16 protein-coding genes are annotated in these 12,892 nt (G+C 48.2%); 1 reads left to right on the forward strand and 15 read right to left on the reverse strand.

The window, feature by feature from the left end; all coding sequences use genetic code 11:
- Window positions 1–187: 187 nt before the first annotated feature.
- The 15 genes from DY78_RS04065 to DY78_RS04135 form a co-directional block, all read right to left on the reverse strand.
- Window positions 188–745, reverse strand: a complete 558-nt coding sequence (locus tag DY78_RS04065) for a 4'-phosphopantetheinyl transferase family protein (protein ID WP_024624207.1) — start codon at window positions 743–745, stop codon at window positions 188–190.
- Window positions 742–1,503: an enoyl-ACP reductase FabI gene (gene fabI / locus DY78_RS04070; RefSeq protein WP_024624206.1), complete on the reverse strand. Its 762-nt coding sequence runs from the start codon at window positions 1,501–1,503 to the stop codon at window positions 742–744. Before fabI ends, DY78_RS04065 begins: the two co-directional genes overlap by 4 nt.
- Window positions 1,504–1,521: 18 nt before the next feature.
- Window positions 1,522–2,292 (reverse strand): carboxyltransferase subunit alpha, encoded by a 771-nt coding sequence (accA, locus tag DY78_RS04075; RefSeq protein WP_024624205.1) that lies wholly within the window; start codon window positions 2,290–2,292, stop codon window positions 1,522–1,524.
- A complete protein-coding gene (locus DY78_RS04080) occupies window positions 2,279–3,121 on the reverse strand; it encodes an acetyl-CoA carboxylase carboxyltransferase subunit beta (protein ID WP_024624204.1) in 843 nt (280 codons plus the stop codon). The genes accA and DY78_RS04080 overlap by 14 nt, the downstream gene beginning before the upstream one ends.
- Window positions 3,096–4,478, reverse strand: a complete 1,383-nt coding sequence (locus tag DY78_RS04085; RefSeq protein ID WP_024624203.1) for an acetyl-CoA carboxylase biotin carboxylase subunit — start codon at window positions 4,476–4,478, stop codon at window positions 3,096–3,098. Before DY78_RS04085 ends, DY78_RS04080 begins: the two co-directional genes overlap by 26 nt.
- A complete protein-coding gene (locus DY78_RS16545) occupies window positions 4,479–4,904 on the reverse strand; it encodes a 3-hydroxyacyl-ACP dehydratase FabZ family protein (RefSeq protein WP_029778849.1) in 426 nt (141 codons plus the stop codon).
- Complete coding sequence (locus DY78_RS04095) at window positions 4,905–5,345, reverse strand: acetyl-CoA carboxylase biotin carboxyl carrier protein (RefSeq protein ID WP_024624201.1); 441 nt, start codon at window positions 5,343–5,345, stop codon at window positions 4,905–4,907.
- Window positions 5,346–5,347: 2 nt separating this feature from the next.
- Window positions 5,348–6,580, reverse strand: coding sequence for a beta-ketoacyl-ACP synthase II (gene fabF / locus DY78_RS04100; protein WP_024624200.1), 1,233 nt, complete (start codon window positions 6,578–6,580; stop codon window positions 5,348–5,350).
- Between the two features lie 14 nt (window positions 6,581–6,594).
- On the reverse strand, window positions 6,595–7,317 hold the full coding sequence (gene fabG, locus DY78_RS04105; RefSeq protein WP_024624199.1) for a 3-oxoacyl-ACP reductase FabG: 723 nt from the start codon (window positions 7,315–7,317) through the stop codon (window positions 6,595–6,597).
- A complete protein-coding gene (locus DY78_RS04110; RefSeq protein WP_024624198.1) occupies window positions 7,314–8,234 on the reverse strand; it encodes an ACP S-malonyltransferase in 921 nt (306 codons plus the stop codon). Before DY78_RS04110 ends, fabG begins: the two co-directional genes overlap by 4 nt.
- A 20-nt stretch (window positions 8,235–8,254) precedes the next feature.
- A complete protein-coding gene (locus tag DY78_RS04115; protein WP_024624197.1) occupies window positions 8,255–8,494 on the reverse strand; it encodes an acyl carrier protein in 240 nt (79 codons plus the stop codon).
- Window positions 8,495–8,522: 28 nt separating this feature from the next.
- Entirely contained in the window at window positions 8,523–9,500 is a 978-nt protein-coding gene (locus DY78_RS04120) for a beta-ketoacyl-ACP synthase III (protein ID WP_024624196.1), read from the reverse strand.
- Between the two features lie 16 nt (window positions 9,501–9,516).
- Window positions 9,517–9,960: a 3-hydroxyacyl-ACP dehydratase FabZ gene (gene fabZ / locus DY78_RS04125; protein WP_024624195.1), complete on the reverse strand. Its 444-nt coding sequence runs from the start codon at window positions 9,958–9,960 to the stop codon at window positions 9,517–9,519.
- A 300-nt stretch (window positions 9,961–10,260) separates the two neighbouring features.
- The gene (locus DY78_RS04130; RefSeq protein ID WP_051385191.1) at window positions 10,261–10,740 is read right to left on the reverse strand and encodes a GNAT family N-acetyltransferase; all 480 of its coding nucleotides are present in this window, start codon (window positions 10,738–10,740) and stop codon (window positions 10,261–10,263) included.
- 173 nt (window positions 10,741–10,913) lie between these two features.
- Window positions 10,914–11,777, reverse strand: a complete 864-nt coding sequence (locus DY78_RS04135) for an alpha/beta hydrolase (protein ID WP_235810632.1) — start codon at window positions 11,775–11,777, stop codon at window positions 10,914–10,916.
- 263 nt (window positions 11,778–12,040) lie between these two features.
- Between DY78_RS04135 and DY78_RS16005 the strand changes: the two genes are divergently transcribed.
- On the forward strand, window positions 12,041–12,841 hold the full coding sequence (locus DY78_RS16005) for an aggregation-promoting factor C-terminal-like domain-containing protein (RefSeq protein WP_051502052.1): 801 nt from the start codon (window positions 12,041–12,043) through the stop codon (window positions 12,839–12,841).
- Window positions 12,842–12,892 lie beyond the last annotated feature (51 nt).

Here is a 12,892-nt window from a genome sequence, read left to right on the forward strand (position 1 = left end):
AAGCTGATCTTTTTTGTCCGAACAGCGTTCGGATTAATTTTACAATCTACCATAAAGTAAATATAATTTAATTTCGAAGGGGCAACGCTGACCAACGCAAAATCGTCGTCCGTTAAGAAACAACAGCATACTTAACGGACGACGATTTGATTAATCAACATATTTTGGTAGTAACCGCAGCCCAAACTCATGCGGTCACCGTGATTGGCAAGGCTAACGTTCCACAATACCCCGGTGGTGTCGGCAAGACGTGTAACTGATAATCGTGGTGTTGAAAATGCGCCGTTAGACTCGTCGGCACATTGACTGCAACTTGTTGCGGTCGGCGAGTCAGGCCACAACCGACTAACTTTAACACGGCTTCTTTAGCCGTCCACAACCGCCAGGCCCAGGTCAGTTGTAATGATGGCGCGAGTGCTTGTAAGAAATCCCATTCAGTCGGCGTAAACGCGTGTTGCAATTTTGAAAAGTCACGCGGACGCACTGCCTCGACATCAATCCCAATCGCCCCCGGGGCCACCGCGACATACACGAGCGACCGGCTATGAGTAATGCTTACCCCCGCTTGTGGTTGCGCTGGTAGATACGGTTGGCCTAACGCGTGGTAGGCAAGCGGTGTGGGTACGAGCTTGCTCAGCAAATTGCGGCCCACCTGATGTTGCCGCAATTGCTGCACTTGACGATCTTCGGACCACGGTAACCATTGATATTTCACTTGGACGGAAGGCGGCCAGGTCGGTATCAACTTAAATGCACACCCTTATCAACGTATAAGATGTCGCCCGTCATGCCTTGTGAGAGGTCACTCATCAAAAACGCGGCCACGTTACCAATTTCAGTGGTCGTAACAGCTTGACCATCGACGGTTAAACTTTCTGAGAGCTTCAATAAGTCCCGATGGGCAGAAATGCCAGTCACCGCTAACGTTTTAACGGCTCCAGCCGAAATCGCATTGATCCGCACTTGTTGTGCACCGAGGTCCCTGGCTAAATAACGCACATTAGCTTCTAAGGCCGCCTTGGCAACGCCCATCATTTTATAATTGGGAATCGCCCGTTCGGAACCAAAATACGTCAAAGTTGCGATACTAGCGCCCGACTTCAAGACGGGCTGGGCTGCGCGGGCCACCGCAACGAGCGAATAGGCACTGATTTCTTGCGCTAAGTCATAACCGGCTTTGGTCGTCTCAATAAATTTGCCCGTCAACGTCGCCTTATCGGCATACGCAATCGCATGAATCACGCCATCAATTTGCCCATATTGGGCTTTGATGGTGGCAAAAGCGGCTTCAATGTTTTCTTCATCAGCCACATCACACGGAATTAACGGCATATCGGCATTGACGAAACGCTGTAGACTTTGCTTTAACCGGTCATTTTGATACGTCAAAATCACTCGGGCACCTTGCGCCTGCAAGGCCGTCGTACAGCCCCAAGCAATACTGCGTTGATTGGCGACTCCCATCACGACAATCGTTTTCCCCGTTAATAATCCATTTTCCATTGTCTAAAACCTCATCTCTTAGAATTTTCGAAAACGAGCTTGGCGGTGGGCAATCAAACTCGTTGGTGTTTGTTGTTGTAACGTTTTGATAGTGTCGTCCAGCTGGTGTTTTAAACCCTCACAACTCGCTGAATCCGTGACTTCTGGTACAATTTTGTCAATCACCTGAGCAGCTATTAGCTCCGCCGGTGTTAACGCCATCGCGGCGGCCGCTGCTCGCGCTTGATGGGCATCATGCCATAAAATGCTGGCATAACCTTCTGGCGACAAAATCGAATAAGTACTGTTCGCTAACATCCAGACTTGATCACCGCACGCTAAGGCGAGTGCCCCGCCGCTACCACCTTCACCAACAATTAAACTAATCATCGGCACTGGTAACTGACTCCCGGTCAATAAGCACTCGGCCAACGCCGCGCCTTGACCTTGATACTCAGCACTCACCCCCGGATAGGCTCCGGGGGTATTGATTAACGTGATAACGGGTCGGTGAAACTGGGCCGCTTCGCGCATTAACCGCAGTGCTTTGCGGTAACCAGCTGGCGTGGCACAGCCAAAGTGGCGGTCCTGATTTTCAGTGACCGTTTGCCCCTTTTGAATCCCAATCACCGTGACCGTTTGGCCACTTAAACGGGCTAAGCCCCCAATCACAGCTGGGTCATCGCCATAGTAATGGTCACCATGTAATTCATAAAAATCATCAAAAACGCCTTGAATCAAAGCTTGAATACTAATCTTGGCAGCCGAACGCGCCGCTAAGACTTGATCGTAAGCATCAGTCATCAGCAAGCCCTCCCATCGGTTGGTGCCATTTTAACAACTTAGCTAACGTCGCCTTTAACGCTGGGCGGGCGACAATTTGGTCGAGCCAACCGTGTTGCATTAAAGTCTCTGCTTGTTGAAAATCTTTAGGCGGCTGTTGTTGAATCGTTTGTTCAATCACCCGCCGTCCGGCAAAGCCAATCAGGGCATGCGGTTCGCTTAAGGTAATATCCGCTTGCATGGCAAAACTCGCCGTCACACCACCGGTCGTCGGGTCCGTCAAAACCACGATATAAACGAGCCCCGCAGCGCGATGTTTGGCTACCGCGGCTGAAATCTTAGCCATTTGCATCAGCGATGCCATTCCTTCTTGCATTCGGGCACCACCGGAAGCCGTAATCATGACAACCGGGCGTTTTTGTAACGTACAACGTTCAAATAATCGCGTGATTTTCTCGCCCGTGGCACTCCCGAGACTCCCCATAATAAAATACGGGTCCATTACCCCAAGGCCACAAGTTTGACCGCCAATCGTTGCTAAGCCAGTAACAACACTTTCTTGCTGACCAGTTTGCTTAATTGCATCCTGCAATTTCTTGCGATACTTAGCATCATCAAATTTTTCTGGCACCGTTAAATTGGTATCCCACGGCGTAAATTGATCACACAATTGGTCAATGCGTTCTTGCGCACCGATACGAAAACCATATCCACAATTTGGGCAATACTTTTCGACCGGCAAAGTCGCTGTCGTCGTGGCATTGTGACAGATAGGACATGCCGTTAATAACTGGTCGGGTACAAGGTCACGACGGGTCGCCAGTTCTGAATTACTGGGCTGTTGAAATTGATGCATTTGGTGACCACCTCTTTAAAAATTCTTGTTCGATAAAAGCTGTCGTGTAAGTCGCATCTTGGACTTTAGTTGTCGCCAACAAATCCGCTAAAAACGCTTGATTCGTTTGAATACCCGTAATCGTTAATTCTTGCAAACAGCGCCGCAATTTGACGAGCGCCGCGGAGCGTTGTGGTTGCAGCACGATAATTTTAGCGAGCATCGAGTCATAAAACGGACTGATTTGATCCCCCACGACCACCCCGGCATCGATACGCACGCCGAGCGTCCCTAGCGGATAATGCAACTGCGTAATGCGGCCAGGTTGTGGTTGAAAATCTTTGGCCGGATCTTCCGCATTGAAGCGGGCTTCGACGGCACACCCCTTAATTTGAATTTCGGCTTGGGTGACCGCTAATGGTTCGCCAGCCGCAATCCGAATTTGCATTTTAATCAATTCTAAGCCCGTTACCATTTCGGTCACAGTGTGTTCAACTTGGAGTCGGGTATTCATTTCTAAAAAATAGCACTGATGATCTGGGCCCATTAAGAACTCAAAGGTACCCGTATTTGTATAATGCAATTTCGTAGTTGCCTCCGCAACGAGCGTTCCAAGTTGGCGGCGTTCATCAGCACTAAAGCTCGCACACGGACTTTCCTCAATCACTTTTTGATGGTGTCGTTGTAACGAACAATCACGCTCTGGCAAATACACCACGTGACCATACTCATCGGCCAATACTTGAATTTCAATGTGTTTTGCCGGGGTAATGACTTTTTCTAAATATAAACGATCATCTTCATAGGACGCCTGGGCTTCTTGTTGTGCTTGTTCAAACGCTGCCGCTAAGTCCGCCGCCTGCGTCACGACCCGAATTCCTTTACCGCCACCCCCAGCCGCTGCTTTAAGCATGACTGGGTAACCTAGCTTGGTGGCTGCACGTTGGGCATCGACCACCTGACTTAAGATTTGTTGGCTACCAGGAATAACCGGCACCCCTAACTGTGCCATCGTTTTACGGGCTTGCGCTTTGTCGCCCATCTTGGCAATTAGGGTCGCATCGGGCCCAATAAATTTAACCTGACATTCGGCACATAACTTGGCAAAGGCCGCGTTCTCAGATAAAAAACCATACCCTGGATGAATCGCTTGGCAGCCCGTCAGCGTTGCCACACTAATAATTGCTTGCATATTCAAATAAGACGCCGTGGCGGGACCGGGGCCGACACAGACGGCTTCATCGGCCAACTTAACAAACTGACTCTGGGCATCCGCTTCTGAATAAATTGCCACACTCGCAATCCCCATCTCGCGTAACGCCCGGATAATCTGCACGGCAATTTCGCCCCGATTGGCTACTAATACTTTTGTAAACATTTAATCACCACCTTGAATTGCAAATATCAAATCAGCGGTTGCCACTAATTGCCCATGACATGTAATCGTGCCATGACCGGTACCGAGCCGCCGCTTTAGCTTGGTTAAGGTCACGTTCAAGGTCAAGACCGCGCCCGGTTGGACATCCGTCAAAAAGTCAGCTTGCGAAATACCGCCAAAAAAGACATTGGCTTTCCGGTTAGTTGGTAGCGTCAAAATGGCGGCGACACCGGTCTGCGCTAACATTTCCAATAATAATGGTCGCGGTACCACCCGACCACCTTGAGTGGCACTTTTAAAATACCATTCATTAATCGTCACCAATTTTTGGGCTTGCGCCGCTTGCCCCGGCGTGACGCGTTCAAACCGATCAATTAGTTGAAACGGATACCGTTGTGGAATCAACTGACTAACTGTCAAATCCATTTATGACGTCACCTCGACTTCAATTAATGGCGCCCCAAACTCGACTAAGGTTTCATCCGTCACGATAATGCGCGTGACTTTACCAGCTACGGTGCTCGGAACTTCATTAATTAATTTCATCGCTTCAATCACCGCCACTGTTTGACCGACTTTGATGATGTCGCCAACTTGTACAAAGGGGGCTGCTCCTGGCTTTGGCGCCAAATAAGCAATCCCAACCAAGGGTGCTTTGATGTCTTGCTGATTAGTCTCAGTCGCAGTATCGTTAGTCTTTTCCGGCATTATACTTTGAGTGGCCGTTGGGGTGTTCGTCGCAATTTCGCCAGCAGTCTTATCTAAATGAATTTCAAACGCGTTCGTCTTTAAATCAAGTTGTTGCGCGCTGGACGCATCAAAGGCCGTCAGAACATCCTGCAACGATTGTGCATTGATTGCTGTCATATTTAATCCCACCTTTTAAACGCTAATACGGCATTATGCCCGCCAAATCCAAACGAGTTACTTAACGCATAACGCGCCGGTTGCAACGCATTATCTTCCGTGACTAAGCGGACTGGGCAATCCGGATCAGGAGTTGTAACGCCGACATTCACTGGCAGCTTTCCTTGTTGGAGCGCACCAATCGTGGCCACTGCTTCAATCGCACCAGCGGCACCGAGTAAATGACCGGTCATCCCTTTGGTACTACTTACTAATAAGTGCTGATTAGCCCCAAATAAGTTATGAATCGCTTGCGCTTCCGCACTGTCGTTAGCGGCCGTGGCCGTTCCATGCGCATTAATATAATCAATCTCAGTTGGTTGTAAACCGGCTTCAGCAACTGCTTGGGCCATCGCCCGTTGTGCACCTTCACCATTCGGATTAGGCGCGGTCATGTGATACGCATCACTCGTCGTCCCATAACCAACAATTTCCGCGAGGATGTTGGCGCCACGAGCTTGCGCGTGCGTCAAGGTTTCTAAGACTAGCGTTGCCGCCCCTTCGCCCATCACAAAGCCTTGGCGATGCGCGTCAAATGGTAATGAAGCTTGCTGGGGATCAGTAGCTTTAGATAACGCCGTTAAGGCCGCAAAACCAGCAATCCCAATCTGATTAATCGAAGCTTCGGCACCACCAGTCAACATGACATCGGCTTTGCCTTGTTTCAAATACTCAAAAGCATCTCCAATGGCATTCGTTGCCGAGGCACATGCCGTCACAACTGCTTGACTCGTATTTTGGGCATTGAAAGCTAACGACAAGTTCCCAGCAACCATGTTAATAATCGCATTCGGTACAAACAAAGGTGACACCCGTTTGGGGCTCTTGTCATGCATCTTAATGACTTGCTGCTCAATCGTCGTTAACCCACCAATCCCCGAGCCATAGATGACCCCCAGTCGTTCGGGTGCGACCGGCTGGGTCATTAAATCAGCTTGCGTCATCGCTTCATACGCACTATATAGGCCATAAATTGAAAAATCATCTAGCCGTTTCGCTTGCTTAGCACTCAGCCAATGCATCGCGTCAAAATTTTTGACCTCACCAGCAACCGTAATCCCCGTTGCTTGCGCATCGAACTTAGTAATTGGTGCCAAGCCCACTTGACCTGCTAAAATATTAGCAATAAAAGTTTCACTCGAATTACCGACCGGCGTCACTGCGCCCATGCCGGTAACTACCACACGTTGTTCCATCATTAACACATCCTTTAAATCGTCAAGCCACCGTCTAAGGTTAAGACTTGGCCTGTCAAATATGGTTGGGTCACTAAAAAGTAAATTGCTTGGGCAACTTCGTTTGGTTCCCCGAAGCGCGCCAACGGAATTTGCGCTAACGCCGTGGCGGTCGCAGCTGGCGTCATTTTGGCGGTCATCGCCGTTGTAATCATGCCCGGCGCAATCGCATTGCAACGCACTTGCCGCCGCGCCCCTTCTAAAGCGGTCGTTTTTGTCAGGCCGATGATACCAGCTTTACTAGCCGCATAATTGGCCTGGCCGATATTACCGTGCAACCCAACTACACTGGCAACATTCACAATGGCCCCGACGCGCTGACGCTGCATGATTTTTAACGCGGCCTGCGTCATGTTGAAAGTGCCGACTAGATTTGTTTGCAGCACCGCTTCAAAGTCGGCGACGGACATCCGCATCAATAATTGGTCGCGCGTCATCCCGGCATTGTTGACCAAAGCATCCACTTGACCGAAGTCGGCTTGGACCTGTTTGACGAGCATCTGGGCCGTGGTGGCATCACTGACGTCCCCGACGACTTGATGCAAATTAGGCCAGCGCGCTTTTAAGTCCTCCCACGTGGCGGTCGCTAACGGATGATGGACATTCATCACAACTTGCCAGTCCCGCTCAGCGAAGAACGTCGCTGTCGCTAACCCAATGCCTTTGGCAGCTCCGGTAATTAAAACAACTTTTTTCATCGTGTCACCGCCTTTAAATTGGTCCGGACGGCAGCTAAGTCTTCGCTAGTGGCAACATTCATCACGCGAGCAGTCGGGACAGCCTTTTTGGCAAACTTGGCTAAGTCACTTCCCGGTCCCACTTGAATAAACGTCTCGACCCCACGTTGCGCTAACGCCTGCAAATCCGCATAAAAATGCGTTGGCTGAACGAGTTGATCGACCAGCGTCGCTTTTAACGTGGTGGCTGTAAATGGCGTCACCGTCGTATTACTCCAAACCGGAAGCTGCGGCGTTCGGACGGTCAGATGCGTCAGCCGTTGTGCCAAGGCGGTACTGGCGGGCGCCATCAATGGCGTATGCGACGCCGCACTCACTTGTAGCGGCACTAACCGTTTAACCCCCTGCGCCGTTAAACTAGCCATGGCAGCGCGTACGCCGCGAACATCGCCACCAATGACGACCTGATCAGCCAGATTATAATTGGCAGGATATGCTTGCCCCACCGCCTGACCAGCTTGACAGGCTTGTGCCACTAATGCCGGGGTCACTTTGAGCGCGGCCACGAGCATCCCTGGATTCATGACACTAGCTCGCTGCATATACCGCGCCCGGTCGGCAACTAACTTGAGCCCGTCCGTCATCGAAAACGCCTTAGCGGCCATTAACGCACTATATTCACCAAGGCTCAATCCGAGTAATGCCGCTGGTTGTGGCAAGCTAGGTTGTAAAGCGGCATAGATGCCCAAACTCATGGCGGCAATCGCCACTGGAACTCGTTGTGGGTCCTGTACATCTAATGGCGCAGTTAGGTCCCAATTCAACTGCTGATTGGCAGCATCAATCACCTGACGATAGTTGCCATCCTCGGCGTACAAATCTGCCCCCATCGTGGCTGTTTGTTTGCCTTGACCACTGAATAAAATTGCGACCGACATCGCGGTCACCTCCTCATCATTTACGCATTCGCAGTTTTAACGACATACGTGACTAAATCTCCAACGGTACTCAACGGTTGATCTGTATCAATCTCGATATCATACTTATCTTCCAATTGGTCAATCACTTCAAACACGTCCAGACTATCTAACGCTAAATCAGTCGTGAAATTAGTTGTCATCGTAATCGTGGCCGCATCAGCATCGAGCTGTTCAATAATTAAGGCTTGTACTTCCGTAAATACTTGTTCGTTAGTCATAATAAATTCCTCCAGAAATTTGGTTTAATTAATAGTTAATAATGGCGGTACCGACAGATAGGCCGCCGCCAAAGCCGGCAAAGGCCAGCCGCATGCCCCGTTTAAGTTGGCCGCTCGCCACTAATTCGGCTAAAAGAATTGGTTCACTGGCGGCCGCCGTATTGCCATATTTAGCAATATTCATGGGTAATTGGGCCGCCGTGAGCTTTAACTTACGGCCGACACTTGCAATAATGCGCGCATTTGCTTGGTGCAAAATATAAAGATCAATATCACTAGGCGCTAGCTGGGCGGACGCCAAGGCGGCTTGCAAGGACTGCGGGACTTGTTTGGTCGCAAAGTTATAGACCCGCCGACCATCCATTTGAAACGCCCACTGTGGTGATGCGGACGCGGATTGCCAGGGCGTTTTTTGCTGAAATTGCCCGGCCGTTAAATACCGACCTTGCTCACCAAAGCTGGCAAAATGTTGCCCTAACCAGCCACTGGAACTGTCAGGCTGATTTTGAATCAAAACGCCGCCAGCGCCATCCCCGAATAAAACGGCGGTCCGCCGATCATGCCAATCGACTAGCCGACTCAAGGTCTCACCACCGATTAATAAGGCCGTCTGTCCTGATTGCAAATATCGATGGACTAATTCCATCCCAAAGACAAAACCCGCACACGCGACATTGATGTCAAAGGCAACCGCATTAGTTGCTCGTAAGGCCGCCTGAACTTGGGTGGCCGTCGCCGGGGTCAAATAATCTGGCGACATGGTGGCGACCACAATCAAGTCAATCTGGTCAGCACGCACGTCGGTCTGCGCTAACAGTTGTTGCCCCACGCTGACACATAAGCTCGTCGTCGTTTCGGTCGTGGCCACGTGGCGAGTCTGGATACCGGTCCGTTGACGAATCCACTCGTCAGAAGTCGGCATTAGGTCCGTCAGCGCCTGATTGGTCACCACGTGTTGCGGAACGGCTTGGGCGGCCGCAACGATTGTAAAATGGTCCGTTGTCATCAATTGACCACCCTTTCTATGCGGCGGTCGTCGGGGCCACGATAAATGTCAGCTCCGCCGTGCAAGCGCGGGCGTCGCCAACTAGCGCTTCACAACTCACGATGCCCATGTTAGAACGCTGCTTCACCATTTTGACGCACAAGGTTAAGACATCCCCAGGCCGCACCACTTGTCGAAACTTGGCATTTTTAATAGCGCCTAAATAAGCAGTCTGACCTTTAAACTTTTCAGATTTCAAAATGAGAATCGAGGCCGCTTGGGCCAACGACTCAATAATTAAAACGCCAGGCATCACCGGATTACCCGGAAAATGGCCTTGGAAAAATTCTTCGTTGATGGTGACATTTTTCGTCGCCACGATGGCTTCATCGGGCTTCAATTCGTCGACGCGATCCATAAATAGAATTGGATAACGGTTCGGAATCAATTGCATAATTTCACTTGCTGATAACACACTCACAGCACACAACTCCTTTCATTGCGCTTGGCAATGGCATTAAGTTAAGCGAGTGACCAAATGTTGTCAATCAAATTTTAAAAACTAATTTACACAGTAACGGATTATGATTAGCCACAAATGCCGACCGTATTGACGTCCAACCAACTTAAATTTAGTCAAAAAAATAGCCTAAGCTGACGGGCGCAGTCAGTTAGGCTTAACGAATTATGACGATAAATTTTTCCAATTACTCTAAAGTTTATAATTAATCGGCTGGGTTAATTATTCCAGCAAATAATTGTCGCACTAGCTTTTTCCTAGTTAAACATCGCGTTCATAAATCAACTGTTCCCCGCGACGCCCCAAATTACGACGACCTGAATCACGAAAACCGGCCTGCTGATAACACTGCTTGGCCGCGACGTTTGCATGATTGACCGCTAAAATAACCCGCTTAATTTCGGGATAGTTTTGCCGCACATATCCTGGGACTAATTGCATCGCCGTCAGCCCCAGATGTTGACGCCGATAGCGTTCATCAATTGAAAATGAGCGTAATAACAAGTCGTGGTGGGCATCGCCCCCATATTCGCACGGCGCTGCGGCACCTTGTAAACAAAAACAACCCACGATTTGGTCGGCGTTTTTCACTAAAATCATTTCACAATTGGCCGCACTTTTGACCCGCTGCAGCACTTGTTGCGGACTGGCTGTGTAGGTCAAATCCGATAACTGATAATGATTGAGTTGGACCCGTTCGCGATGCATGGCAGTAAAGGCCACTAAAACTAATCTCATCATCAACCGCCCCCTCGTATTAATTCATTACTTCAGATCTAGCATACTAGCATAAACCCGGCTACACGATTATTTCAGTTCATTTTGACACTAACATTACTAGCAAGCGTCAAAAAAACCGGCCGATGAATTTTAACATTCATCAGCCGGCTTTTACGATCATCAATTAGTCTAATTTATTTAGACCACAAGAATTTAATGAGCGCTTTATCAACATTTTTATTTTCATGCAAGCTACTGTGCGCGGCGCTCTTACCAGTAAACTTCTTAACTTGATAAGATTTTGCCCGCCCAGAAACTAAATATTTAAGCGATAACGTCGACGCATTGCTGACTTGGCCGTCAGAATGGGTGCCGTTATTTAAATCACCATAAATATTCAAGAAAGCAATTTGCTTCTTTGGTAAGGATGACCGTAATTTTAATAATTCCCGATAGTCGCTATCAATATACGTTGGGCGACCATTGGACTTTAATTTCATTTGATTAACTTCATCATTTTGACGCAAAATACCATTGTAATGTCCCGCAATATCAACAATCTTGCGAACCTTTGGCAACTTTTTATCATTAGCATAATTGCGTAAGTAATACATGATAATTAAGTTCCCATTCGAATGACCGACAAAGTTAAAGTTTTTAATGTTGTAAGTCTTCTGTAACTTGGTCACCACATTTTTGGCCCATTGCGCGTTCGTATAATAATCTGGATTAGTGCTGTATTGATAATTGATTTCGACGATGGGATGGTGATCCGACGCCTTCAATTTGCCGTGCAACGTTACTGAGCCAGTTTTACTGATTTCGGCGCGCACGATGGTCTTGGTAACCCCGGCTTTAACAGCGGCATTCGCCATGTGTTGTTCCGCATGATAATTACTCCGGTAACCGTGGATGAACAACGTTGGTTGCACATCTTTATAACGATTAGTGGCCGCGTGCGATTTGATGGCACCGGTTGTACATGCACTTAGCCCAACCCCTACCAACGTTAACCCCATCATAATTGGCAATTTATATCGTGATTTAATTTTATACATTTCTCTTATCCCCCTATCACATTAATTATTGTACGCTTACGTTGTTCCACAAACTAGTACTTACACAAACTTGTAATATAATCAGGGTTACATAGGTAATTGTGATATAAATAAATCAATGTAAAATAACACAACCCGCGCATTCCGTGACACTTTCGTAATACAGCGGCAACGGCTTTGTAATCGTTTTGCAATACGGTTGCCGTATTCTACTATGTAAAGGGAGTTCTTCAATCTATTTCGACGAACGGGGATAATAATTAATGACAAAACACAAAGTAAACATAAAATCGACCATTGGTGTCTTGATGATCAGTTGTGGCTTAGCCTTTGCCGCTAACACACCGCTCACCATCAACGCCCAAGCCGATACGCTGGCAACCACTGCCAGCAGCGCTACTAGCAGTAGCGCAAGTTCTTCATCTACATACAGCAGTTCTAGCGCCGTTGCAAGCAGCAGCGTTAGCCAAGCATCAAGTAGTAGTGCTCGCAAGGCTAGTTCAGTTGCTACCAGCAGCGTAAAAAAGGCAACGGTCAAAACAGCGACTACTAAGAAAGCTGCTACTAAAAAAACAACTGCCAAAAAGACAACTGCTAAAAAAGCAACCGTCAAAAAGACAACTGCTAAAAAAGCAACTGCAAAAAAAGCAACCGTCAAAAAGGCAACCGCTAAAAAAGCAACTGCCAAGAAAACAACCGTCAAAAAGACAACTGCTAAAAAAGTAACCACTAAAAAGATTACTAAGAAAAAAGCCGTTAAAAAGACGACTAAGAAAACCACTAAAAAGAAAAAGTTAACGCAAAAGCAACAAATCGCCAAGATTAATTCGGGCCTTTCAAAAACGCAAAAATCAGCCAAAAACTGGATTGCTTATCACGAATCTCGTTATAGCTACACGGCTCGTAATGGTCACTGTTATGGCCGTTATCAATTATTAACCGCTTATTTACACGGTAACTACTCCGCGGTTAACCAAGAAAAAGTTGCTAACTCATATGTTAAGGGTCGTTATGGCTCATGGACGAACGCCAAACGTTTCTGGATTCGCCATAACTGGTACTAATGGTAGATTGCAAATTTAATCCGAATTTTTGGACAAATTGTTCAGCATAAC

Origin of the sequence: Lactiplantibacillus fabifermentans DSM 21115, from assembly GCF_000498955.2 — a bacterium.
GTDB lineage: Bacteria > Bacillota > Bacilli > Lactobacillales > Lactobacillaceae > Lactiplantibacillus > Lactiplantibacillus fabifermentans.

Coding starts and splice junctions, on each gene's coding strand:
- fabF (WP_024624200.1), bottom strand. CDS start 6,580: ATGGAACAACGTGTGGTAGTTACCGGCATGGGCGCAGTGACGCCGGTC.
- fabG (WP_024624199.1), bottom strand. CDS start 7,317: ATGAAAAAAGTTGTTTTAATTACCGGAGCTGCCAAAGGCATTGGGTTA.
- DY78_RS04120 (WP_024624196.1), bottom strand. CDS start 9,500: ATGACAACGGACCATTTTACAATCGTTGCGGCCGCCCAAGCCGTTCCG.
- DY78_RS04110 (WP_024624198.1), bottom strand. CDS start 8,234: ATGTCGGTCGCAATTTTATTCAGTGGTCAAGGCAAACAAACAGCCACG.
- DY78_RS04130 (WP_051385191.1), bottom strand. CDS start 10,740: ATGATGAGATTAGTTTTAGTGGCCTTTACTGCCATGCATCGCGAACGG.
- DY78_RS16545 (WP_029778849.1), bottom strand. CDS start 4,904: ATGGATTTGACAGTTAGTCAGTTGATTCCACAACGGTATCCGTTTCAA.
- DY78_RS04095 (WP_024624201.1), bottom strand. CDS start 5,345: ATGACAGCAATCAATGCACAATCGTTGCAGGATGTTCTGACGGCCTTT.
- fabI (WP_024624206.1), bottom strand. CDS start 1,503: ATGGAAAATGGATTATTAACGGGGAAAACGATTGTCGTGATGGGAGTC.
- DY78_RS04115 (WP_024624197.1), bottom strand. CDS start 8,494: ATGACTAACGAACAAGTATTTACGGAAGTACAAGCCTTAATTATTGAA.
- DY78_RS04080 (WP_024624204.1), bottom strand. CDS start 3,121: ATGCATCAATTTCAACAGCCCAGTAATTCAGAACTGGCGACCCGTCGT.
- DY78_RS16005 (WP_051502052.1), top strand. CDS start 12,041: ATGACAAAACACAAAGTAAACATAAAATCGACCATTGGTGTCTTGATG.
- DY78_RS04135 (WP_235810632.1), bottom strand. CDS start 11,777: ATGTATAAAATTAAATCACGATATAAATTGCCAATTATGATGGGGTTA.
- DY78_RS04085 (WP_024624203.1), bottom strand. CDS start 4,478: ATGTTTACAAAAGTATTAGTAGCCAATCGGGGCGAAATTGCCGTGCAG.